This is a genomic window from Agrobacterium sp. ST15.13.015 (genome assembly GCF_027871645.1).
In the GTDB taxonomy this organism is placed as follows: domain Bacteria; phylum Pseudomonadota; class Alphaproteobacteria; order Rhizobiales; family Rhizobiaceae; genus Agrobacterium; species Agrobacterium leguminum.
Genome location: NZ_JAQAHF010000025.1, coordinates 1 through 24,341 on the forward strand (window position 1 = coordinate 1; position 24,341 = coordinate 24,341).

21 protein-coding genes are annotated in these 24,341 nt (G+C 60.5%); 3 read left to right on the forward strand and 18 right to left on the reverse strand.

What is annotated here, in order from left to right; all coding sequences use genetic code 11:
- The 5 genes from PIB16_RS24870 to PIB16_RS24890 form a co-directional block, all read right to left on the reverse strand.
- Window positions 1-354: carbohydrate ABC transporter permease (locus tag PIB16_RS24870; protein ID WP_271046458.1), on the reverse strand; the 354-nt coding region annotated here is incomplete at its 3' end.
- 173 nt (window positions 355-527) lie between these two features.
- Complete coding sequence (locus PIB16_RS24875; RefSeq protein ID WP_065655300.1) at window positions 528-1,841, reverse strand: ABC transporter substrate-binding protein; 1,314 nt, start codon at window positions 1,839-1,841, stop codon at window positions 528-530.
- 144 nt (window positions 1,842-1,985) lie between these two features.
- Complete coding sequence (locus tag PIB16_RS24880) at window positions 1,986-2,939, reverse strand: sugar-binding transcriptional regulator (protein ID WP_080857879.1); 954 nt, start codon at window positions 2,937-2,939, stop codon at window positions 1,986-1,988.
- Between the two features lie 297 nt (window positions 2,940-3,236).
- A complete protein-coding gene (locus tag PIB16_RS24885) occupies window positions 3,237-5,087 on the reverse strand; it encodes an ABC transporter ATP-binding protein (protein ID WP_065655299.1) in 1,851 nt (616 codons plus the stop codon).
- A gap of 48 nt (window positions 5,088-5,135) precedes the next feature.
- Window positions 5,136-6,299: a M20 aminoacylase family protein gene (locus PIB16_RS24890; protein WP_125146488.1), complete on the reverse strand. Its 1,164-nt coding sequence runs from the start codon at window positions 6,297-6,299 to the stop codon at window positions 5,136-5,138.
- Between the two features lie 305 nt (window positions 6,300-6,604).
- Here PIB16_RS24890 and PIB16_RS24895 point away from each other — a divergent pair, with 305 nt between their 5' ends.
- The 3 genes from PIB16_RS24895 to PIB16_RS24905 all read left to right on the forward strand — a co-directional run bounded on the left by PIB16_RS24895 (window position 6,605) and on the right by PIB16_RS24905 (window position 10,381).
- Window positions 6,605-8,314 carry a peptide ABC transporter substrate-binding protein gene (locus PIB16_RS24895; protein ID WP_065655297.1) on the forward strand — a complete coding sequence of 570 codons (1,710 nt, stop codon included), beginning with the start codon at window positions 6,605-6,607 and terminating at the stop codon, window positions 8,312-8,314.
- A 143-nt stretch (window positions 8,315-8,457) separates the two neighbouring features.
- Complete coding sequence (locus tag PIB16_RS24900) at window positions 8,458-9,468, forward strand: ABC transporter permease (protein WP_142845231.1); 1,011 nt, start codon at window positions 8,458-8,460, stop codon at window positions 9,466-9,468.
- Entirely contained in the window at window positions 9,461-10,381 is a 921-nt protein-coding gene (locus PIB16_RS24905) for an ABC transporter permease (RefSeq protein WP_078053234.1), read from the forward strand. Before PIB16_RS24900 ends, PIB16_RS24905 begins: the two co-directional genes overlap by 8 nt.
- 167 nt (window positions 10,382-10,548) lie before the next feature.
- Here PIB16_RS24905 and PIB16_RS24910 read toward each other — a convergent pair whose 3' ends face one another.
- The 13 genes from PIB16_RS24910 to PIB16_RS24970 all read right to left on the reverse strand — a co-directional run bounded on the left by PIB16_RS24910 (window position 10,549) and on the right by PIB16_RS24970 (window position 24,238).
- Window positions 10,549-10,899: a ribbon-helix-helix domain-containing protein gene (locus tag PIB16_RS24910; protein ID WP_271046540.1), complete on the reverse strand. Its 351-nt coding sequence runs from the start codon at window positions 10,897-10,899 to the stop codon at window positions 10,549-10,551.
- A 70-nt stretch (window positions 10,900-10,969) separates the two neighbouring features.
- Complete coding sequence (locus tag PIB16_RS24915; protein WP_003523156.1) at window positions 10,970-11,536, reverse strand: DJ-1/PfpI family protein; 567 nt, start codon at window positions 11,534-11,536, stop codon at window positions 10,970-10,972.
- A gap of 97 nt (window positions 11,537-11,633) precedes the next feature.
- Window positions 11,634-13,031 (reverse strand): amidase, encoded by a 1,398-nt coding sequence (locus tag PIB16_RS24920; protein ID WP_271046541.1) that lies wholly within the window; start codon window positions 13,029-13,031, stop codon window positions 11,634-11,636.
- 53 nt (window positions 13,032-13,084) lie between these two features.
- Entirely contained in the window at window positions 13,085-13,906 is an 822-nt protein-coding gene (locus PIB16_RS24925) for an ABC transporter permease (RefSeq protein WP_271046542.1), read from the reverse strand.
- On the reverse strand, window positions 13,903-14,853 hold the full coding sequence (locus PIB16_RS24930; RefSeq protein WP_271046543.1) for an ABC transporter permease: 951 nt from the start codon (window positions 14,851-14,853) through the stop codon (window positions 13,903-13,905). Before PIB16_RS24930 ends, PIB16_RS24925 begins: the two co-directional genes overlap by 4 nt.
- Window positions 14,854-15,099: 246 nt before the next feature.
- A complete protein-coding gene (locus PIB16_RS24935; RefSeq protein WP_271046544.1) occupies window positions 15,100-16,635 on the reverse strand; it encodes an ABC transporter substrate-binding protein in 1,536 nt (511 codons plus the stop codon).
- A 183-nt stretch (window positions 16,636-16,818) separates the two neighbouring features.
- Window positions 16,819-17,721 (reverse strand): LysR family transcriptional regulator, encoded by a 903-nt coding sequence (locus tag PIB16_RS24940; protein WP_080857874.1) that lies wholly within the window; start codon window positions 17,719-17,721, stop codon window positions 16,819-16,821.
- A 177-nt stretch (window positions 17,722-17,898) separates the two neighbouring features.
- Complete coding sequence (locus tag PIB16_RS24945) at window positions 17,899-18,648, reverse strand: ABC transporter ATP-binding protein (protein ID WP_080858207.1); 750 nt, start codon at window positions 18,646-18,648, stop codon at window positions 17,899-17,901.
- Window positions 18,645-19,481, reverse strand: coding sequence for an ABC transporter ATP-binding protein (locus tag PIB16_RS24950; protein WP_080857873.1), 837 nt, complete (start codon window positions 19,479-19,481; stop codon window positions 18,645-18,647). Before PIB16_RS24950 ends, PIB16_RS24945 begins: the two co-directional genes overlap by 4 nt.
- Window positions 19,478-20,410 carry an ABC transporter permease gene (locus tag PIB16_RS24955; RefSeq protein ID WP_080857872.1) on the reverse strand — a complete coding sequence of 311 codons (933 nt, stop codon included), beginning with the start codon at window positions 20,408-20,410 and terminating at the stop codon, window positions 19,478-19,480. The genes PIB16_RS24950 and PIB16_RS24955 overlap by 4 nt, the downstream gene beginning before the upstream one ends.
- The gene (locus PIB16_RS24960) at window positions 20,407-21,474 is read right to left on the reverse strand and encodes an ABC transporter permease (protein ID WP_137005550.1); all 1,068 of its coding nucleotides are present in this window, start codon (window positions 21,472-21,474) and stop codon (window positions 20,407-20,409) included. The genes PIB16_RS24955 and PIB16_RS24960 overlap by 4 nt, the downstream gene beginning before the upstream one ends.
- 18 nt (window positions 21,475-21,492) lie before the next feature.
- Window positions 21,493-23,133: an ABC transporter substrate-binding protein gene (locus PIB16_RS24965; protein ID WP_271046545.1), complete on the reverse strand. Its 1,641-nt coding sequence runs from the start codon at window positions 23,131-23,133 to the stop codon at window positions 21,493-21,495.
- Window positions 23,134-23,182: 49 nt separating this feature from the next.
- Window positions 23,183-24,238, reverse strand: a complete 1,056-nt coding sequence (locus PIB16_RS24970) for a dipeptidase (RefSeq protein WP_271046546.1) — start codon at window positions 24,236-24,238, stop codon at window positions 23,183-23,185.
- Window positions 24,239-24,341: the final 103 nt, after the last annotated feature.

The window sequence follows — 24,341 nt, forward strand, 5'->3', positions numbered from 1 at the left end:
CACCGGCGGCATGACGAAGAAGGGCGAGATGATCATGATGCGCACGATGCCCTGGCCGAAAATGTCATTGTCGAGCAGAAGCGCAATGGCGATGCCGCCAACCACCGTGATCAGCAGCACGCCGCCGACGATCAAAAGCGTGTTCCAGATCGACTGGAAGAAGGCCGGGTCGGTGTAGAAATACTGGTAATTGAACAGACCGGCGAAGCTGACATTGGCCGGGTTGAGGAGATTGTAGTTCTGGAACGAGAACCAGAGCGTCATCGCCAGAGGCACGATCATCCACACCAGCAACAACAGTACCGATGGCGCAAGCATGACCCGCGCTAATCCGCTCGTGTTTCGGGTTGCCATTGCACTCACCTCCCCTTGGGCCGGGGCGTCACGACATGCGCCCGGCATATCCGGAAGAACCGGCTCATTCTTGTGTCGATTTGAAAGGCTTAAACGCCACCGTACAGACCGGCGGCTTTCCATCCCAAGGTTCGCTGCCCGGCATTGGCGCCGGGCAGCGATCTTCGGGAGGATTACTTGATGTAGCCGGCGCGGGTCATTTCACGCGTCGCGGTCGACTGGGCGCCCGCAAGCGCATCGTCAACGCTGGACTGACCGGCAACGACCGCCGAGAACAGCTGACCGACCGTGGTGCCGAGCGCCTGGAATTCAGGGATCGCCACGAACTGACCGCCGGTGTAAGGCACGGGCTTTACGGTCGGCTTGGTGATGTCGGCGGCATCCATTGCGGCAAGCGTCGGCTTGGCGAAGGCGGCGGCCTTTTCATACTCGGCATTCTTGTAAAGCGAGGTGCGGGTGCCCGGAGGCACGTTTGCCCAGCCTTCCTTGGAGGCGACGAGCTCGGTATATTCCTTGCTGGTTGCCCAGGAAATGAATTTCTCGGCCGCTTCCGCCTTCTGCGAGCTCTTCGGGATCGCGAGGTTCCAGGACCACAGCCAGTTGCCGTGGTTCTTCAGCTCGCCATGCGTCGGGAAGATGGCATAACCGACCTTGTCGGCAACGGTGGAATCCTTCGGGTTGGAGACGAAGGAAGCAGCGACCGTGGCGTCGATCCACATGCCGCATTTGCCCTGCTGGAACAGCGTCAGGTTTTCATTGAAGCCGTTGGAGGATGCACCGGAAGGGCCGGCATCTTTCATCAGATCGACGTAGAACTGCAGCGAGCTCTTCCATTCAGGCTGATCGAACTGCGGTTTCCAGTTTTCATCGAACCAGCGGCCGCCGAAGGAGTTGGTCAGCGCGCTGATAAAGGCCATGTTTTCGCCCCAGCCGGCCTTGCCGCGCAGGCAGATGCCGTTGATATCGGCCTTGCGGTCGGTAATCTTGCGGGCGGCGTCGCCGATGAATTCCCAGGTCGGGTTATCGGGCATCTTCAGGCCGGCTTTTTCGAACAGGTCCTTGCGATACATGATCATGGCGGATTCGCCATAGAAGGGCGCGGCGTAAAGCTTGCCTTCGCTGGAGAGGCCACCGCGGATCGCCGGCAGCAGATCGTCGACGTCATATTTGTCGCCGAGCTTCTCGAGCGGCAGCAGCCAGCCCTGCTTGGCCCAGATCGGCACTTCGTAATTGCCGATGGTCATGATGTCGTATTGGCCGCCATTGGTGGCGATATCGGTCGTCACGCGCTCACGCAGGACGTTTTCTTCAAGCGTCACCCACTCGACCTTGATGTCGGGGTTCTTGGTGGTGAAGTCCGAGGTCAGACCCTGCATGCGGATCATATCGCCGTTGTTCACGGTCGCGATGGTCAGCGTCTCGGCGGAAGCAAGGGTCGAAAAGGCGAGTGCCGAGCATGCGCCCAGCAAAATGGTCTTCAATGTCATATCTTCCTCCCAGAAGAAAAATGATGAGCATTCGCTTTGCTCTAGGGCATTTACTCACCTCATCAGCAAAAAAGTCAAGCGACATCCTGTGCTGCGACGCACATGGAAAAACCAAGCCATTGATTTTATGTGTTTAATTTTTGCTCAATGCGTGAGCAAATATTCGCTTGTGACTTCATCGGTGATGAGGCCGTTCAGCAGACCACCCCTCAACGCCGCCAGAATCGAGGCGTTCTTGCGTGCGCCCTGCGCCATGCCGATGACTGTGCAGGTCTCTCTTGAAGGGATGGGAACGGAGGCGACGCGCTCGTTGACGGAATGCTCGAGAATGCGGCCATTGGCATCATACATCCAGCCGCAAATCTCGCCGACGGCACCGCTTGCCATCAGCGCCTTCATCTCATCCACGCCGAGGAAACCATCAACGCAGAGCGGTGCGTTTTCGCCAAGTTCGCCAACACCGACGAAGGTGACATTGGCGGCAGAACCCAGCGCCAGCGTGGAACGCACCATGGACTGGTCGTGCAGCAGTTCCCGCTCTTCCGCAGAAGAACATAGAACCGGCAGCGGCATCGGAAAATGCCGTGCCTTGATGGCATCGGCCATGCTGAAGATGACATTATAATAGGCGGCCGAGCCATCCGGCCCGATATTGCCCGTCAGCGACACGATGCGATGCTGGGGGCATTCCATCGGCGGCAGCTGGTCGACAGCGGCCTTCAATGTACGGCCGGTGCCGATGGCGAGCACGATGGGATCGGCATTCTTCAGCCAGCGCTCGATTTCCGCCGCCCCGGCCTCGGCAATGCCGACAGTGGAGGAGACGCCGGCCGGATCGCTCGGCACCACTTCGATATATCTAAGGTCGAATTTTTCCTTGAGACGTTCAGCTTTTTCGAGACAGGCGGCGATGGGGTGATCGAGCCGGACCTTGATCAGCCGTTCGGCAACAGCAAGCGATACCAGCCGCTGCGCCGATTGCCGGGAAATGCCCATGGCGGCGGCGATCTCATCCTGCGTGCGGCCCGCGACATAATAAAGCCAGCCGGCACGGGCCGCATCGTCCAGCCGTCCATGTGCGTCGTTTCGTCTGGCCATGCCGCTGCCCTTTGAGAATTATGCTTGCGCATTTGCTGGCATTTTTTTGCGTCGGCTGTCAAACGGCGGATGCAGAAGAGAGCACTCAGTGGGCCAAAATCATCTGGCGTGACGGTGCGGCAAATTTCTTCTCCCCGCCGGGGAGAAGGTGGCCCGAAGGGTCGGATGAGGGGGCAACGTTAGCGATATACGGAGAACTTGCCCCCTCATCCCGTTGCCGCGACCTTCTCCCCCACGGGGAGAAGAAATGCGCGGCGACCGCTCGGTTCCTTACCAGCTCTCCGCCCATACCCTCAATCAAGCCGCTTCCTGCACCAGATGCCCGGCGGAAACCTCGCGGTAATGGCGCTGCGGCGGCACATAGTCCACCGGCCGGATCGGGCTTTTGATCTCGTCGGTCGCCATGTTGCGCCGGATCTGCCGCCGCGCCGGGTCCGGCACCGGAACGGCGGACATGAGCTTTTTCGTATAGGGATGCTGCGGATTGTCGAAAACCGCCGCACGCGGGCCGATTTCGACGATCTCGCCGAGATACATCACCGCCACACGATGGCTGACGCGCTCCACCACCGCCATGTCATGGCTGATGAACAGGAAAGCGAGGTTGAGGCTCTGTTGCAGGTCGAGCAGCAGGTTGCAGACCTGCGCCTTGATCGAGACATCGAGCGCGGACACCGCCTCGTCGGCGACGATGACCTTGGGGTCGAGCATCAGCGAGCGGGCGATGGCGATACGCTGGCGCTGTCCGCCGGAAAATTCATGCGGGAAACGCCGCATCATATCCGGGCTGAGGCCCACCTTTTCCAGAAGATCGGCCGCCTTTTCGCGAGCCTGCTGCTTGGTTCCAAGGCGATGCTCGATAAAGGGCTCCATGATCGCCGTGCCGATGCTCATGCGCGGATCGAGCGAGGCGAAGGGGTCCTGGAAGATCATCTGCACGCTGCGGCGCATGGTGCGCAGCGTCGTCTTGTCGAGCTTCAACACCTCGTAACCATCGAGCATGACATTGCCGGATGTCGGCTCGATCAGCCGGGTGATGGAGCGGCCCGTGGTGGACTTGCCGCAGCCCGATTCACCCACGAGAGACAGGGTTTCGCCCTCGGCGAGATCGAAGGAGACCTTTTCCACCGCATGCACGGCGCCGGATTTGCGGCCGAAAAGGCCGGTGCGGATATCGAAACGGGTGGTGAGGTCCTTGACCGAAAGAATGGGCGTGCGGCCGCCGGAGACCGTATCCTTCACCTCCGCGACGGGCTGGCTTTCGCCGGTCTTGATATCGATGATCGGGAAACGGGCCGGCAGCACCCTCTCCTTCATCGAGCCGAGCTTCGGCACCGCCGAAAGCAGCGCCCGCGTATAAGGATGGCGGCCACGATGGAAGATGTCGTCGGTGGTGCCGGTTTCCACCACATCGCCGCGGAACATGACGATGGTGCGGTCCGAGACTTCCGCCACCACGCCCATATCATGGGTGATGAACAGGACCGACATGCCCTCCTCTTCCTGCAGCGTCTTGATGAGGTCGAGAATCTGGCCCTGAATGGTGACGTCGAGCGCCGTTGTCGGCTCGTCGGCGATCAGCAGCTTCGGTTTGGAGGCGAGCGCCATGGCGATCATCACGCGCTGGCGCATGCCGCCGGAAAACTGGTGCGGGTAATCATCGAAACGGTTCTTCGCATTGGGAATACGGACCTTCTCAAGCAGGCGGATGACCTCGGCGCGCGCGGCGGAAGAGGAAATATCCTGATGCACGGTCAGCGCCTCGGCGATCTGCTTGCCGATCGGGAAGATCGGGTTGAGGCTGGTCATCGGCTCCTGGAAGATCATCGAAATGTCCTTGCCGCGAACCTTGCGCATCTCTTCTTCCGGCAGCGCCAGCAGGTCGCGCCCGCCGAGCATGACCTTGCCCTCGATGCGGCTCGTCTTTTTATCGAGGAGCCGCATGATTGAGAGCGAGGTAACGCTTTTGCCCGAGCCGCTTTCGCCGACGATCGCCACCGTTTCGCGCGGCGCGATCTCGAAACTCATATTGCGGACCACGGATTTCCAGCCGCCATCGACGCGGAAGGATGTGGTGAGATTTTGAACCGATAAAACCGGGCTTACCGAACCGCCGGTCTGTTCCATGGACGTTGCCGCCAAAAGCATGCCGATCTCCTGAAAAGCAAAAGGCGGCCATGAAGGCCGCCGGATGTCTTACGCAGCAAGTGCGGTTTCGGCCATCGAAACCCAGTAGCTGATGCCGTAAGGCAGCGCATCGTCGTTGAAATCATAGGCCGCATTGTGCAGCCCGGCGGTATCGCCATTGCCGATGAAGATGAAGGCGCCGGGGCGCGCTTCCAGCATGTAGGAGAAATCTTCCGCCCCCATATGCGGGTTCGGATTGGTGTTGACGGCGTTCGCACCGGCCACGCCCATCGCCACGCCGGTCGCGAATTCGGTCTCGTCACTGTGGTTGAAGGTGACGGGATAACCGCGATGATAATTCACCTCCACGGTGGCGCCATGCGCCATGGCGGTGGCGGTCGCCACTTCCTTCAGGCGCTTTTCGGCGAAATCGCGGGTTTCCGGCAGCAGCGTGCGCACCGTTCCCGTCAGCGTCACCGCACCGGGAATGACATTGACGGCCGTGCCGCCATGGGTGGTGGCGACGGTGACGACCAGCGATTTCAGCGGGTCCGTCTCCCGCGAGACGATGGATTGCAGGGCGATGATGATATGCGCCGAGGTCAGCACCGGATCGATGGAAAGATGTGGGGCGGCCGCATGGCTGCCCTTGCCGGTGATGACGATTTCGAAACTATCCGCCGCCGCCATGGTCGATCCCTTGCGGATGGCGAAATTGCCGACCGGAATGCCCGGCTCGTTATGCATGCCATAGACCTGCGAAATGCCGAATTTCTCCATCATGCCATCGTTCAGCATGGCGAGCGCGCCAGCGCCGCCCTCTTCCGCCGGCTGGAAGATCACCGCCACGGAGCCCTTGAAATTGCGGGTCTCGGCCAGATATTGCGCCGCACCCAAAAGCATGGCGGTGTGCCCGTCATGACCGCAGGAATGGGCCTTGCCCGGCGTCTTCGAAGCCCAGGGCTTGCCGCTTGTCTCAAGGATCGGCAGCGCGTCCATGTCGGAACGGAAACCGATGGTTGGGCCATCCCCGTGCCGGCCCTTTATGATGCCGACTACGCCGGTCTTGCCGATGCCGGTCTCGACGACGTCGCAGCCGAAGGATTTCAGTTTTTCGGCCACGAATTTCGATGTTTCGAAGACATCGTAGAGCAGTTCCGGGTGTTCATGCAGATGGCGCCTCCAGCCGGCAACTTCTTCCTGCATTTCAGCCACACGGTTCAATATCGGCATTCTCTTTTTCCCTTTTTTTGTTCCCCGCCGGGTTGTCGGACGCCATATTGCGTTTGGAATTTCTCGTTTTGCAAGCATGAAATTTGCTGCATGAGCGAAAAATAGGCCCAAAACTGAATGGCTCAATTTTTGTTCATCAAAGGAACATTGGGACTTGCTTTTCAAAAAAACTGACAATAGCATCATCGGGAATGGAGGAATATTCCTTAGCAAAGTCAAATACTTAGAATAAGAGACCTTGCACATGACGACGGGAAAAGCGTCAAACATTCAAACAGATAAAATCCAAAAAGGGGAAAACTACAATGAAGAAGCGCAGCGTTCTCTTTGCCAGCACGGTGGCGGCCATGGCCCTGGCAGGCTCTGCCGCCCATGCCGAGCGTGGCAGTGACGGCGAACTGAAAATCCTGTTCTGGCAGGCTGTATCGACACTTAATCCTTATCTTTCCGGTGGCACGAAGGAAGTCTACAGCTCGTCCATGGTGATTGAGCCGCTGGCGCGCTACGACGAAAAGGGCGAGCTGGTGCCGATGCTGGTCACCGAAATTCCGACGATCGACAATGGCGGCGTCGCGAAGGATTTGCTCAGCATGACCTGGAAGCTGAAAAGCGACGTGAAGTGGTCGGATGGCACGCCGTTCACCGCCGAGGACGTTATTTTCACCTGGAAATATTGCACCGCACCGGATGGCGGCTGCGCGCAGGCGGCGCAATATGAGGGCGTGAAGAATGTCGAGGCCGTCGACGCCCACACCGTCAAGGTCAGCTTCACCGAACCGAAACCTTACCCCTATTCCGCATTCGTCGGCGCACAGTCGCCGGTCATCCAGAAGAAGCAGTTTGAAAAATGCGTCGGCGCTGCCGCGCCCGGCTGCACATCCGCCAATTTCGGCCCCATCGGCACCGGCCCCTTCGTGGTCAAGGATTTCAAGCCGAATGACGTGATCAGCTTCGTCGCCAACACCAATTACCGCGACCCCGCCAAGCCCGCCTTCGCGACGGCGACCCTGAAGGGCGGCGGTGATGCCGCCTCCGCCGCACGCGCCGTGCTGGAAACCGGCGAATTCGACTATGCCTGGAACATGCAGGTGGAGCCGGAAATCCTCGCCACCATGGTGGCCGCAGGTAAAGGCAAGCTTGAGACAGCCTTCGGCACCCAGGTCGAGCGTATCAATCTCAACTGGTACAATGCCGATCCTTCGCTGGGCGACAAGCGCTCCACCAAGCAGGCCGGCCCGCACCCGGCCCTTTCCGATCCCGCCGTGCGCCGTGCATTGTCGCTCGCCATCGACCGCGATGTCATCGACGAAGCGGGTTATGGCGAAGCGGGCAAACCGACCTGCAACATCGTGCCGGCTCCGGAAGCCGTCGCTTCCACCAAGAATGACAGCTGGTGCCTGAAGCAGGATGTGGAAGGCGCAAACAAGCTGCTCGACGATGCCGGCTGGGTGAAGGGCGCCGATGGCATCCGCGCCAAGAATGGCGTAAAGCTCTCCTTCCTCTACCAGACCTCCACCAACTCGGTTCGCCAGGCCACGCAGGAACTGGTGAAGGACATGTGGTCGCAAATTGGCGTTGCCTCCGAACTGCGCAATGTCAGCGCCTCGGTCTTCTTCGGCGGCGACCCGGCAAGCCCGGATACCTTCCAGAAATTTTATGCCGACGTCGAAATGTACACCAACAATTTCGACGGCACGGACCCGGAAAAATATCTGGCGGAATGGCTGTGCGACAAGATTCCGGCCCCGGAAAACGGCTGGCAGGGCCAGAATATTCCGCGTTATTGCAACCCGGAATTCGACAAGCTGGTGGGTGAACTCTCCAAGACCGCCGAGCTTGCCAAGCGCGCGGAAATTTCCAAGCAGCTGAACGACATGCTGACGGAGGAAGGCGCGCATATTCCGCTCATCCACCGCGGCAGCGTTTCCTCGCATTCGCTGACGCTGGAAGGCGTTCGCATGAATGCCTGGGATTCGGAACTCTGGAACGTCGCGGACTGGTCCCGCAAGAAGTAACACGCGGATGCGCCGGCTTCTCCCCCCGGAGAGGCCGGCCTTCTGCATGCCCCTGGACCATGATCTGAAGACACATTTGCCGCGTTAAGGCGAAAACGCTCCCAATTTTCGTCCTGTCGCGCTCTGGGTCTGGAGAGTTTCAGATGTTTACCTTTACGCTCCGGCGGCTTACCTTTGCCGTACCGACGCTGCTTGTCATCAGCTTCGTCATCTTCGCGCTGCTCGATCTTGCGCCGAACGACCCGACCGGCGACCTGCCGCTCACCATCCCGCCGGAAGTGCGCGAGCAAATCCGCGCCTCGCTTGGCCTCGACCAGCCCTTCTTCATCCGCTACCTGATGTGGCTGCAGCAATTCTTCATCAACGAACCGCTGAACCTCATTGAAAGGCTGACCGGCTGGCAGATCGGCGATGGCAGCCGCATGCGGGTGCTTTCCTGGGCGACACGCAGCCCGGTGGTCGATCTCGTCATTCAGCGCATGCCGCAGACATTGTGGGTGGTGGGCCTCGCCTATCTCTTCGGCGCGCTGCTGGCGATCCCGATCGGCGTCATCTCCGCCTATAAACAATATTCGATCTTCGACCAGATCGGCACCTTCGTTTCGATGGTCGGTTATTCGGTGCCGACCTTCTTTACCGGCGTGCTGCTGGTCGTCATCTTCAGCTCCTACCTGCAATGGTTCCCGTCCGTTTACGACACCAACCTTCAGGTGACCGACTGGGGAAGTTTCGTGGCGCAGGTGAAGCAGATGTTCCTGCCGGTACTGGTGCTAACGCTCTACAATGTCTCGCAGATCAGCCGCTTCGTGCGCGCCTCCATGCTCGACAATCTGCATCAGGATTATGTGCGCACCGCGCGCGCCAAGGGCGTGAAGGAAAAATCCGTGCTGCTCATCCACGTGCTGCGCAACAGCCTGATCCCGGTCGTGACCGTGATTGCGCTCGGCGTGCCGACGATCTTTTCCGGCGCCATCATCACCGAGCAAATCTTCCGCGTGAACGGGCTTGGCCAATTGCTGATCACCGCCGTTCAGGGCGCGGATATTCCGCTTGTACAGACGCTGACCTTCATTTTCGCGGTGCTTATCGTGCTCTTCAACCTGATTGCCGACGTGCTGTACGGCATTCTCGACCCGAGGATCCGCTATGACTGACGCCACCATCGCAGCGCCGACGGTTGCGGCCACCCCCACGCAATCCGCCCTTGCCGATATCTGGAAACAGTTCCGCGTTCACAAGGGCGGCGTGGCGGGCCTCATCGTCTTCGTCTTCATCCTGCTGGCGGTCTATGTCGGCCCCTATATCCACACCGTTGCACCCAACGCCATCAATGTGAAGGCGCGCAACCAGTGGCCGTCGCTTGCGCATCCTTTCGGCACCGATAATCTCGGCAAGGACATGCTGGCGCAGGTTCTGGCCGGCGGGCGCATTTCGCTTGCCGTCGGCATCACCGCCATGCTGCTGGCGCTGTTTCTCGGAACGCTGGTGGGCGTGCTGTCCGGCTATTTCCGCAGGCTCGACGGCCCGCTGATGCGGCTGACCGACCTGTTCCTGGCGCTGCCGCTCTTGCCGCTGCTGCTCGTCATCCTGATGCTGTTTCGCGATACGCTGCGCGCCGCCTTCGGGCCGGAAACCGGCATCTTCATCCTCATCGTCTTCGTGATCGGGATAACCAGCTGGATGCATACGGCCCGTATCGTGCGCGGCGATGTGCTGACGATCAAAAGCCAGGAATTCATCATGGCGGCGAAATCGAGCGGCATGCGCGAATACCGCATCATCCTCAGGCATATATTGCCGAATGTGCTGAGCTCGATCATGGTCTCGGCCACGCTCGGCATTGCCGCCGCCATCATCACGGAATCCGCGCTGTCCTTCCTCGGCCTCGGCTTCCCCTCCGATTTCCCGACCTGGGGACGGCTGCTGTTCGATGGCGCCAACTTCCTGCAACTGACGCCCTCGCGCGTGCTGTGGCCGGGGCTGGCGATTTCGCTGACGGTTCTGAGTGTGAATTACATCGGCGATGCCGTGCGTGACGCGCTCGATCCAAGAGCGCTTAAGAGTTGAGCGCTCCCCTTCCCTCATCCCTGTGCTTGTCACAGGGATCCAGCCAGCCCAAGTCCTTGGGCTGAAAGAACTCTCCCCGCCGCGCAGACGCGCGTCGGCTGGATTCCTGTGACAAGCACAGGAATGAGGTTGAGGGGATGCCCCGGCACATAAAAAACGAACGTGCCCTAGTGATAATTCACCTGCTCCGCCTCAATGATCCTGTCCGCATCCAGCGCCGCAATCGGAATATCGCTGCGCGCCGGAATATCGCCGGAAAGCTGAAGTGCCAGATAACGCCCGCAGCAGACCCGCAGGAACGAGGTGAAATTGCCGAGATCGTGCCCGGCATCGATCGATTCATTATAAAGCTTGGCGATGAGCTGCACGCTGTTCATGCCGTCACGCCGCGCGATCTCGTCCAGCGTCGACCAGAAGAAGTTTTCAAGCCTGACACTGGTGACCATGCCATCGATCCTGAGCGACCGCGTATGGCTCTCCCAAAGCGCCGGGTCTGCCTTGATGAAAAGCTTGCACATGGTTTCCTCCCTCACCACGCCTGAAAGATAGGCGGAAAACGGGGCCGGAAAAAGCCCCGTTTCGCCGGTCTCATTTGCCGAGCACGGCCATGAATTGCGAAAGCCAGGCCGGATGTGCCGGCCATGCGGGCGCCGTCACTAGCTTGCCGTCAGTAACGGCCGCATCGATGGCGATATCGGCATAGGTGCCGCCCGCCAGTTCCACTTCAGGGCGGCAGGCGGGATAGGCCGAGCAGGTGCGGCCCTTCAGGACGCCCGCAGCGGCGAGCAATTGTGCGCCATGGCAGACGGCGGCCACCGGCTTGTCGGCCTCGAAGAAATGTTTCACCGCCGAAAGCACGTCCGCGTTGAGCCGCAGATATTCCGGCGCGCGACCGCCGGGAATAACCAGCGCATCGTAATCCGCAACCTTGATATCGGCGAAGGTGGCGTTGAGCGCGAAATTATGGCCGCGTTTTTCCGAATAGGTCTGGTCGCCCTCGAAATCATGGATGGCCGTGGCAATGGTCTGGCCCGCCTTCTTACCCGGGCAGACGGCATGCACCGTGTGGCCGACCGCGAGCAGCGTCTGGAACGGCACCATGGTCTCATAATCCTCGGCAAAATCGCCGGCGATCATCAAAATCTTCTTTGGCATGTCTGCTCCTCCCGTTTTCGAATGCCTTTGGGCACCCTAACAGGCGGGATCGAGATGCGGGTATTATGGCAATACTACAGGGTCGATAAAGCTGGGATCAGCGGGCCTGCGGCGGCGGCGGCCAGCGCCGCACACCGCCGCCCCAATTCTCAAAGGCCTTTGAAAGCTTCAACACGAACAAATCCTCGTAACGCGGCCCGACGATTTGCAAGCCGATGGGCATTCCCGATCTGGAGAAGCCGCAATTGATCGAGGCGGCCGGCTGTTCCGACATGTTCCACGGCACCGTGAAGGCTATATGTTCGAAGGGAAGTTCGGGATCATTGGTGGGCGAGGCCCAGTCAGCCGGATAGGACACGATGGGATTGACGGGAGAAATAACCGCATCAACGGACTGCATCAACCGCCCGCAAGCCTTACGCATTTCCATGGTCTGGTTGAAACCGAAAACGGCGCGCGAACCGGAAATATCCGCCCCCTTCTGCGCCCATTCATGAATATAGGGAAGGATCGCGGCACGGCGGTCCGCGCTCAGCGCCGCCATGTCGCCCCAGAACTTCGCCCGCCAGAAATCGTCCAGCCCGTCCAGCATCTCGCGTGTCAGCACCGGCTCGACCGGGATGACGATGGCGCCAGCCGCCTCGAACAGCTTCGCGGCGGAGAGCACGGCGTCGCGCACCTCTTCGTCCAGCGGCAGGCCGCAGCCGGCATCCAGCATCAGGCCGATTTTCAGGCCCTTCACATTCATATCGAGGTCCATCCAGTCGATATCGTTGGGCGGCAGCGCCGTGCCGTCGCGCCAGTCGGGACGGGAAAGCGTCGCCATTGCATAGGCGGCGTCGGCAACGGTGCGGGTCATCGGTCCGGCGCAGCGGCCGGTATAATAGGGATCGACCGGAATGCGGCCCTGGCTCGGCTTGAAACCGAACAGGCCGGTCCACCCCGCCGGCAACCGCACCGAGCCGCCAATATCCGTGCCGATATGCAGCGTGCCATAACCCGCAGCCCCGGCCGAAGCCGCGCCGGCGCTGGAGCCGCCGGGGTTCTGGGTGGGATCCCACGGATTACGGCTGAGCTTGTGGAAACTGGAAAGGCCGGAGGAAAGCATGCCGTAATCCGGGCAGGTCGTCTTGGCGTAAATAATCGCGCCATCCTCACGGCAGCGGGCGGCCACCGGCGCGTCCTCAACCGCGGGCACCAGTTCCACCGCCCTCGTGCCAAGCGGCACCGGATGGCCTTTCGTGGCGATCAATTCCTTCAACGAGACCGGAATGCCATCGAGGGGCCCGAGCGTTTCGCCCTTTTGCCAACGTTCCGTCGAGGCCAGCGCCTGCCTGCGTGCATCTTCCGGATCATAGGCGTAAAGCGCATTCACCAACGGTTCGAAAGCATCGATGCGCGCCTCCACCGCCTGCCAATACTCCGATGGCGAAAGCTTCCTCTCCCGGTAAAGCGCCAGGATTTCGAGCGTGTTGAGGTCTATGAGATCGGTCATGGCATCGTCTCGTCAGAAAAACAGGAAATAAGGGCGATATCGGCTTGAAACGGTCAGCTGGTATCGCGCGGGTCCAGCAGGTCGCGCAGGCCATCGCCGAGAAGATTGAGGCCGAAGACGGCGAGCGCAATCGCAAGGCCGGGCATGATGGCGAGCCAGGGTGCTGTGCCGAGATAGGTCTGGGCATCGGCCAGCATCCGCCCCCAGGTGGCGGCGGGTGGCGGCATGCCGAGACCGAGGAAAGAAAGGCCTGCTTCCGTCAATATCGCAAGACCGAGCTGGATCGTCACCTGCACGATGATCTGGTTGGATATATTCGGTACGATGTGGAAAAGCGTGATCTTGGCGCGGTTCTGGCCGATGCTGGTGGCGGCGGTGACATATTCCCGCGACCATATCTGCAACGCCGCCCCCAGCGTCAGCCGGGCAAAGACCGGCACCATGAAGGTGGCGATGGCGATGATGGCGGTAAAACGGCCCGTGCCGATGAAGGCGCCCAGCATCATCGCCGACAGGATGGGCGGCACGGCGAAGATGATGTCGCAGATGCGCATGACCATGGTTTCGGTGAAACCGCGCAGCGCTGCAACCGCAACGCCAATGGTCGTGCCGATAAATGCGCCGATGGCGACGGCGGCGATGGAGGTGGAGAGCGAGTTCCACGCGCCGGCCATCAGCATCGACAACACGTCGCGGCCGAAATGATCTGTGCCGAGGCCGCCATAAACGAAGGGCGATTTCAGCTTCTGAACGATCTGCATCTTGGTGGGGGACACCGGCGTCCAGACCAGCGACAGCAGGGCGACTGCGACCAGAAAGACCGTGACGGCGATGCCGACGACAAAGGCGGGGCGGCGGCGGATCAATCGCATCATCGCGCACCTGCCCGCAGTCTCGGATCGATGAAGAGATAGGCGATATCGACCACGAAATTCATGACGATCACCAGCGCCGAGAAAAACAACACGACGGATTGCATGACGACGATATCGCGCTGGGTCAGCGCCTGATAGGCAAGCCGGCCGAGGCCCGGCAGGTTGAAGACATTTTCCACCAGCACCGCGCCGGCAATGAGGAAGGTGAATTGCAGGCCGATCATGGTGACGACAGGGATCATCGCATTCGGCACCGCATGCCGCCACAGCGCCACCCGCTCGCTCAGGCCCTTGGCGCGCGCGGTGCGGACGAAATCCTCATTCATCACTTCCAGCACGGCGGAGCGGCAGACGCGGGTGAGAACACCGGCCTGCGACAGCGCCAGCGCGACCGCCGGAAGGATGAGCGCCGTGAGACCCGCTGAAAAGCTCGGCGTCCAGCCGGGAAAACCGCCGGCCGGCATCCAGCCGAGCGTGGTGGAAAAGACGATGATGAGCAGCAGCCCGACCCAGAAACCGGGCACGGCAATGCCCACATGCGAAAACAGCCCGGCTGCAAAATCCAGCGCCCCGTTGCGGCTCCGCGCCGCCGCCACGCCGAGCGGAATGGCGATGGCCACCGAAAGGCAAACGGCCAGCAGCGCAAGCGGCAAGGTAACGGCCAGCCGCTCCAGGATCAGCCCCGCCACCGGCACGCCATAGGTATAGGATTGCCCGAGATCACCATGAAACACACCGGCCAGCCAGTGGAGATAACGCAGCGGCAGCGGCTGATCGAGGCCCATCTGCTTCTGCAGCGCCCCGAGCGTATCGGGGCTCGCCGAGGTTCCGAGCATGATGGCGGCAGGATCGCCCGGCAGCAGGCCCATGACGACATAGATGATGAGGGAAACGGCAAACAGGGTGATAACGAGGCTTAAAAGACGCCGGATGAGGACGGCTAACATCTGGCATCTTCTCCTTGCGTCGTTTTGTAGCCGGATATCGTGGAGAGATTTGTTGTCATCCCCGCACACTCTTCCCTCATCGCTGTTCCCCGGAACAAGCCCGAGGATGTCACAGGGATCCAGCCGACGCGCGTCCGCGCGGCGGAGAGACTCCTTTCAGCCCAAGGACTTGGGCTGGCTGGATTCCTGTGACAGGCACAGGAATGAGGTGGAGGGGAAAACTGCGCCCTACCCCTCACAACAAACCTATTCTTCCCAATGCACATCCGTCAGCACATTCGAGGGAATGGGCTCGTTTTCCCAAAGCCCCTTCACCTTCTTATCCCAGACGCCGAGTTTCGGCATGACGAAAAGATAAAGGGCGGGTACATCTTCCGCGAGGATTTTCTGGGCTTCGCCATAGAGCTTTTCCTGCTCACCGGCATCCGCTGTCTTTTCGACATTCGCCACGACCTCATTGAAGGCCGGGTTCTTGTAATTGAAATAATAGGGGTCGCGCGCATAGATATCGATATCCATCGGCTCGGCATGGGCAACGATGGTCATGTCGTAATCCGCGCCTTTAAGAACATCCGCCACCCATTTTGCTGGAAACTCGGTGGTCTCGATGGTCATGGTCACGCCGATTTCGGCAAACATCGCCTGCAGGATTTGCGAGGTGCGCTGGGCATAGGCCATTTGCGGGGCTTTGATGGTGAAGCTTAAACCATCCGGATAACCGGCTTCGGCAAGCAGCGCCTTGGCCTTGTCGATATCGTAAGGATGTACCCCGGTCGTATCGATATAGCCGCGGTCATTCGGCGTGTAATGGCTGCCGATGGCCGTGCCGAAGCCGGACCAGGCGCCTTCAATGACAGTGCCGCGATCCACCGCCATCATCAGCGCCTGACGCACGCGCTTGTCATCGAAGGGCTTGCGGGCATTGTTCATGCCCGCCACGACCTTCAGCTCGGTATTGCCGACGAAGGTGCCGAGGCGCGCGTCGCCATCGAAGGAGGTCATCAGTTCCGGAGCGCCGAATTCCGGGAAGGCATCGATATCGCCAGATTTCAGTGCGGCGGCCTGCGCCTGTGGATCGGAGACGAAACGGAAGGTCGCCTTCTCCAGCTTCACCGCCACGGCCTTGTCCCAATAGGCGTCGTTCTTCCGCAGCTCGACCTTGTCGCCCTTGGCCCAGGCCACGAATTTGAACGGGCCGGTGCCGATTGGTGTGGTGCGGTTATTCTCCGCGCTTTTCGGCGCCACCATCACGGAGGCCGGCCAGCCGAGCCAGTAGAGAAGGCTGCCGGCCGGCTGCTTAAGCTTCAGCACCAGCGTTGCGGCATCCGGTGTCTCGATACTTTCTATCGCCGCAAAGAAGCGTTTCTGCGGATTGACCGAGCTTTCGCCACGCGCCCGATCCAGCGAAAATTTGGCGACAGACGAATCGAAAGCCTCGCCATCATGGAAGGTCACGCCCTTGCGCAGCTTGAACGTATAGGTTTTGCCATCAGGGGAAATTTCCCAGCTTTCTGCAAGCTGCGGCTTTACCTTGCCCTCGCGGTCGATCTTCACCAGACCTTCGAAGACATTCTGCCAGGTGACCTGACCGATGGCGACGGGGGCGGCGATGGTCGGATCGAGACCGGCCGGCTCCACCGCCATGCCAAGCGTCAACGCGGTTTTCGGCGCGGCTTCGGCAACCGTTGCCGAAAGCGGCAGCCAGAGCGCCGTGCCCAATGCAAGGGTCAGCGCGGTACGGCGCGAAAGCGTTGCCGCCTGCGAAAGATAAATGCGTGGCATCATTGTCCCCTGTCTGGCGGCCGGGGCATTTTTGCCCTTCCGAAGACCGCCCGTTGCAAAAAGAGTGTCATGTTGCGGGCGCACACACAATCTTGATTTTTGTGTGCTCCGTGTAGCTGAAATGGCTACACGGAAATGCGGATGGAAATCAACCTTCCGGGCGGAAAGACCAAACCGTTCCGCTTATCCCGCCGTCGCCTCGCGCATGAAGCGCTCGATAAAATCGGCAAGTTTGGAGGCGGCGAAGGACAATTGCCGGTCGGGCGCAACGCAGAGATCGATCTGGGTGTGGATGCCCTTCTTGCCGGAGAGCGGAACGGCGACCATCTGCCCGCTGCGGATTTCCCGCGCCACAGAAAGCGCCGGCAAAAGCGTGGCAGCGGCGTGGCCCAGCACCAGCTCCTTCAGCATTTCCAAAGAGCTGGTGATGAAGACAGGATCAAGCTCGATGCCCGCATCGGCAAACAGCGTGTCGAAAGCCTGACGCGCCGCGAAACTCTTGTCCGGCAAAGCAAGCGGCAGGCTGGCCAGCTCTTTGAGCGAGACTTCCGTCTGCCCGGCAAGCGCATGACCGGCGGGAAAGATCGCGTCGTAGCTGATGCGGGTGCGAGAGCGCACTTTCACGCCGGAAAGCTTCGGCGCGAACAGGCTGACGACCAGATCCGCTTCCGCAGCACCCAGCGCCTCCATTGCCTGGCGGGCGCTAGTAATATGCACCTCGAAGCGCAGTTTTGGATATTTCAGGCTGAACTGCGCCAGCACCGGCGCCAGAAGGTTCGCCACCGTCGCACCATTGGCATAGACCGTGACGCGGCCGCGCTGGAGGCCCTTCAGATCGTCGATCAGCTGATGCACATGGTCGAGTTCCCGCAACGTCTTGCCGGCGCGGGCAGCGAGCAGCTCTCCCGCAGCCGTCAGTTTCACGCCCCGGCTGGAACGCTCCACCAGCGGCGAGCCGAAATAATATTCGAGGTTCTCGATCTGCCGGCTCACCGCTGTCGGCGCGACATTCAGGTTTTCCGCCGCGGCGCGCATGGAATTGGTGCGGACCAGTTCGTCGAAATACATCAGGGCGCGCAGTTGCATCGTCTGGATACCTTGTTTTGGCCGACACCGTCCGTCATGCCGGGCTTGACCCGGCATCCAGCGCGATCAAGTCCTTGATCGCAATATAGTCTCTGACCGCGCAGACGCGCGGTCGCTGGATTCCGGCTCAAGGCCGGAATGACGGAAGATGTCATTTGACCCGACTATAGCGGCACCTCAAACGCGCTTGAAGCCCTCGCTCGCCACCAGCAGCTGCCTTGTATAATCCGCGCTGAATTCCCGGCTTTCCAGCGCCTCGGCCTCCAGCATTTCCACCACCCTGCCGCTTTTCATCACCGCAAGGCGATCGCACATATGGCTGATGACGCCGAGATCGTGGCTGACCATGACGAAGGTGAGATTGCGGTCCTTGCGGGCCTGTTCCAGCAGGTTGAGGATTTCCGCCTGAATGGAGGCGTCGAGCGCCGAAGTCGGCTCATCCAGCAGCAGGATTTTCGGCTCGACGATCAGCGCACGCGCAATGGCGATGCGCTGGCGCTGGCCGCCGGAAAGCTGGTGCGAATAACGGAAGCGGAAGCCGGAACCGAGGCCCACCTCGTCCAATGCCCGGGCAATGCGCTGCTCGCGATTGTCTAGACCGTGGATGACCAGCGGCTCGAGCAGCAGCGCATCCACCGTCTGGCGCGGGTGAAGCGAGCCATAGGGGTCCTGAAACACCATCTGCACGTCGCTATAGAAGCTCTTGTCGCGGTGCTTGCCGGTATAGGAGCGTCCGGCCACCATCAAGGAGCCTTCATCGAAATGGTTGAGGCCGGCAATGGCGCGCAGCAGCGTCGATTTGCCGGAGCCGGACTCGCCGACGATGCCGAAGGATTCACCCTCTGCCACATCGATGCTGACGCGGTCGAGCGCGATGTAACCGTCGAAATCGACCACCATGTCGCGAACGGAAAGAACTGAACTCATGCGCGCCACTCCGGCTTACGTTCCAGAACCGGCAGCGGATGCCGGTGGCCGCCGATTTCCGGCAGGCAGTTCAGCAGGCCCTGCGTATAGGGATGTTTCGCTTCCTTCAGATTGGCGGAAGACAGCTCTTCCACCACCTTGCCGGCGTACATGACGAGAACACGGTCGCAGAAAGAGGAGACGAGCCTGAGATCATGGCTGACGAAGATCAGCCCCATGCCACGGTCGCGCACCAGCTTGTCGAGAATGTCGAGCACTTCCAGCTGCACCGTCACGTCGAGCGCCGAAGTGGGTTCGTCGGCGATCAGCAGTTCGGGGCCGCAGACCAGCATCATGGCGATCATGACACGCTGGCCCATGCCGCCCGAAACCTCGTGCGGGTAAAGATCGAAGACACGCTCGGGATCGCGGATCTGCACGGCTTCCAGCATGGCGAGCGTGCGCTGGCGCGCCTCGCCGCCGCCGATCTTTTCATGGGTGCGCAGGGTTTCCATGATCTGGCGGCCGATGGTCATGACCGGGTTCAGCGAATATTTCGGGTCCTGCAGGATCATGGCCATGCGCTTGCCGCGCATGATCCGCCGCTCTTTTGCAGACGCCTTGAGCAGATCAATATCGCCGAAGCGCAGCGCATCCGCCTCGATGCGCGCGTTTTTCGGGGTCAGTCCCATGATGGCGCGGCCTGTCTGCGATTTACCCGAGCCGGATTCGCCGACGATGCCGAGACGCTCGCGCCCGAGCGTGAAGGACACGCCGCGCACCGCCTCCACCAGCCCGGTGCGGGTGGGGAAGGACACGCGCAGGTTCTGAACGGTCAGAAGCGGCGCACTCATTGGCCCGCCTCCTTGGGGTCCAGCGCATCGCGCAACCCGTCGCCCAGGAGATTGAAACCGAGGCTGACGATGAGGATCGCCACGCCGGGCATGGCCGCGACCCACCATTGGTCGAGAATGAAGCGGCGGCCGGAAGCGATCATCGCGCCCCATTCCGGCAGCGGCGGCTGTGCGCCGAGACCGAGGAAGCCGAGGCCTGCGGCGGTAAGGATGATGCCCGCCATATCCAGCGTCACGCGCACGATGAGCGACGACAGGCAGAGCGGCATGACGTGTTTCAGCACGATACGGAAGGGCGACGCGCCCATGAGCTTGACCGCGGCGATGAAATCGGAATTGCGGAAAGTCATGGTTTCGGCGCGCGCGATGCGCGCATAGGGCGGCCATGAGGTGAGCGCGATGGCGAGCACCGCGTTTTCAATGCCCGGCCCAAGCGCCGCGACCAGCGCCAGCGCCAGAACGAGCTTCGGAAAGGCAAGGAAAATATCGGTGATGCGCATCAAAACCGCATCCACCCAGCCGCCGGCATAACCGGAAACCGTGCCGACGATGAGGCCGACGGGGGCTGCGATGATGGCGACCAGAAGCACGACGAAAAGCGTCAGCCGCGAACCGTGAATGAGGCGCGAGAGAATATCGCGGCCCTGATCGTCGGTGCCAAGCAGATAACCTTCCGTACCGGGCGGCAACAGCCGGGCATTGCGCAGATCGCCCTGCACCGGGTTATGCGGGGCCAGAACATCGGCAAACAGCGCCACGAACAGCAGCGCGATGATGATGCCGAGCCCAAGCAGCGCCAGACGGTTTTCCGAAAAGCGCCGCCAGATGACATAGGCACGGCCAAGCCGCGCCTGCCTGCGCGAGGCCGGCCGGTCAGAGAGCAGCCATTCGCGGCTATAGGGTTTGATCGTATCGGTCGAAAGGGTCATCGGCTGCGCGTCCTTGGATCGAGCGTCCGGTAAAGCAGATCGGAGAAGAGATTGATGCCGACGAAGATGGCGCCGATCACGATCGTGCCGCCGAGAACGGCATTCATATCCGCATTCTGCAGGGAATTGGTGATGTAGAGGCCAAGCCCCGGCCAGGCGAAGATGGTTTCGGTGAGCACCGAACCTTCCAGCAGACCGGCATAGGAGAGTGCAATCACTGTCACCAGCGGCACGGCGGCGTTGCGCAGCGCGTGGAACCAGATGATGCGGGTTTCCGAAAGCCCCTTGGCGCGGGCCGCGACGATATATTCCTGGCTAAGCTCGTTCAGCATGAAGGAGCGCGTCATGCGGCTGATATAGGCCAGCGAAAAATAACCGAGCAGACAGGCCGGCAGGATGATGTGGCGGAAGAGATCCCACAACACGTCCCATTGCCGCTGCCAGATCGCGTCGATCAGGAAAAAGCCCGTGACCGGCGTGAAGGTGAATTCATAAACGATATCCATGCGGCCGGGATAAGCCACCCATTGCAGCCGGGCGTAAAACACCAGCAGCGCCAGAAGGCCGAGCCAGAAGATCGGCACGGAATAACCGATGAGGCCGATGACGCGCACCACCTGATCGGCAAAGCTGCCACGCTTGACGGCGGCAAGCACGCCAAGCGGAATGCCGAAGACGGCGCCGATGATGGTGCCGAGCGTGGCGAGTTCTATCGTCGCCGGAAATACCCGCTTGATATCCTCCATCACCGGATTGGTGGTGAGGACGGAGGTGCCGAAATCGCCCGATAGCGCCTGTTTCAGATAAAGGAAGAACTGCTGCCAGAGCGGCAGGTTGAGGCCGAGCTGCTCACGCACCCGCTCGACCACATGCGCAGGCGCACGGTCACCGACGATCGCCAGCGCAGGATCGATCGGCACCACGCGGCCAATGAAGAATGTGACTGCCATCAGCCCCAGAAAGGTGGTGATGACGGTGACGGCGAAGCCGAGAACGGCTTTCACGCGGGCATTGACACGGCGTTTGCCGTGCCTCGCCCTGCTGTTGCTTTCAACCATGCTCAAGAGACCGATCCTTCCGGATCATTCCTTGGAAATGGTGTAGACGAAGTTGGTGTCGAAGCTCGGTCCGAGCTTCAGGCCCTTCAGCTTGGCGGAATATCCTGCCACTTCCGTCTGCTGGAAGATGATGACGAAGGGGCCCTTCGCCAGAACTTCCTTCTGCAGGTTTTCATAGATGGCGGCGCGCTTGGCGCTGTCCTTCTCCAGAAGCGCCGACTGGGTTTCCTTGGTCAGATCGGGAACGTCCCAGGCATTGCGCCAGGCGAGCGTCTTGTTCTTGCCCTCGTCGGAATTGTCGTAGTTGATGGTGAAGGTTTCCGCATTCGAGTTCGGGTCGAAATAGTCCGGACCCCACTGGCCAATGTAGATATCATGCGTGCGGGCGCGATATTTGGTCAGCGTCTGCTTGCCGTCGCCGGGAATGATTTCCAACTTGATGCCGGCCTGCGCCAGCGTCTGCTGCACGCTTTCGGCAATGCCGGTTACCGGCTGTGTGTTGCGCACATCCATAGACACGGTAAAGCCGTCCTTCAGGCCGGCCTTTTCGAGAAGTTCCTTCGCCTTGGCGACGTCGAGCTTGTAGGGGTTCTCGTCAAGCGCGCCGAGCTGGCCCTTCGGCAGGAAGGTCTGGTGAACTTCGCCGATGCCCTTGATGATCGTCGCACCGATGGCGTCGTAGTCCACGAGATATTTGAAGGCTTCGATGACCTCGGGCTTCTTCAGGTTCTCGTTCTTCTGGTTGAGGCTGAAATAATAGACGGTGCCCTTCGGCGCGGAGGTGACGGCAAGGCCTTCCTTCTTGGAAACGGCTTCCATGTCGCCCGGCTCGAGGTTGCGGGCCACATCGATATCGCCGTTTTCAAGCGCCAGGCGCTGGCCCGAGCTTTCCTTCATGTGGCGATAGACGACGCGCTTCAGCTTCGGCTTTTCGCCGTAATAATTCGGGTTGGCCTCAAGAATCACCGCCTCATTGGCCTTCCAGCCGAGGATTTTGTAAGGGCCGGAACCGGCATAGCCAGTCTTCAGGAATTCGTTGCCGAAATCGGTATCGTATTTGTAATCGGCGCTCGGCGTGACCGACTTGGCCTTTTCCGTCACGAATTTCTTGTCGACCACCGAAGCGACGGTTGCGGTCAGCACGTTCAGCACAAAGCTCGGCGCATAGGGCTTGTCGACCGTCAGAACGAAGGTGTTCGCATCCGCGGCCTTCGCCTTTTCGGTGACGTTGTCACCGCTGAGGCCGAACTGCGTCAGCAGGAATGCCGGCGACTTGTCGAGCTTCACGGCACGTTCGAAGGAGAAGGCCACATCATCGGCCGTGACCGGATTGCCCGACGCGAATTTCAGGCCGGATTTCAGCTTGAACGTATAGGTCAGGCCATCCTCGGAGGTCGTCCAGCTTTCGGCCAGATCGCCGATAACCTTGGACGTGTCGTTAAGATCGATGGAAACCAGCTTGCTATAGGTGTTGCCGGTGACTTCGGCGGCGGAAAGTTCGAAAGCCTCGCCCGGATCGAGCGTGATGATGTCATCGATGGCGAAACCTTCGACCAGCGTATCGGCCGGCGTTGCGGCAAAAGCATGGGGCGCGGCCAGCATCATCAGCGACAAAGCGGCGCTGGTGCTCAGAATGCGCATGGATTTGTTGAGCGATTTGATCATAGGATCTCCCCTTTTGTTATAAGCTTGATTTGGTTCGCTTCAGCTCTTCTCAGGCCGCCTCGTGCCAGGCCTGAGACAAAACACGCAGCCAGTTTTCCCGGCATATTTTAGCAAGTTCTCCATCACCGTAGCCCGTCGATTTCAGCGCCGCAACCAGATTGTGATTGCCGCTCGCATCGGCAACGCCGACGGGTATCGTCGCGCCGTCGAAGTCCGATCCCAGCGCCACGCAATCGATGCCCATGCGCTCCACCATGTAATCGATATGGCGCACCATGTCGGAAAGCGGAGTATCGGCAATGTCGCGCGCATCCGCGCGCAGCATGGTCACGGCATAATTAAGCCCCACCAGCCCGCCGCTTTCCCTGATGGCATCCATCTGCCTGTCGGTGAGATTGCGGGCCACGGGGGTAAGCGCATGTGCGTTTGAATGGCTGGCGATCAGCGGCTGGTTGGTAGTCTTCGCCACATCCCAGAAGCCTTTTTCGGTAATATGCGCGAGATCGATGAGAATGCCGAGCCTGTTGCATTCCTTCACCAGCGCAAAACCGGCATCGGTGAGGCCGGGCGCCGTATCGGGAGACATGGGATAAGAGAAAGGAACGCCATGGCCGAAGATATTGTGCCGGCTCCAGACCGGGCCGAGCGAGCGCAGGCCGGCGGCGTAAAACACCTCAAGCGCATCGAGATCGGCGTCGATCGCCTCGCAGCCTTCCATATGCAGCACGGCGGCGAAGATATCCTCGGCAAAGGCCTTGCGGATATCGGCCGTGGAGCGGCAAAGCCGCCACGCGCCGGCGCGGTCGAGCCTCAGCGCAATCGCCGCCTTTTCCATGGCGATATCGAGCGAAGGCTGGCGCTCCAGTGGGGAAGCGAGCGGCGTGTTGTAATGGCCGCTTTCATCCGGTTCCTGCAGGATAAGATCGCCGGAGGGAATATAGATGGCGCAGATGCCGCCGCCGAGACCGCCTGCCCTCGCACGCGGGCCGTCTATATGGCCTTCGCGCGTGCCGTTCCTGAATTCGGCCACCGGATCGGCACCGGCCTTGCTGTTGCGCCACAACCGAAGCAGCACATCATTATGACCGTCGAATACTGCATGCATGGGAAGAAATTCCAGTCATCGGAAAGAACAAAACGGGGGCGGGCAGACGCCGGGATGACACCGCGCGAAAGCAAACCGGCGCATTATTCGCCGACCGCTATTG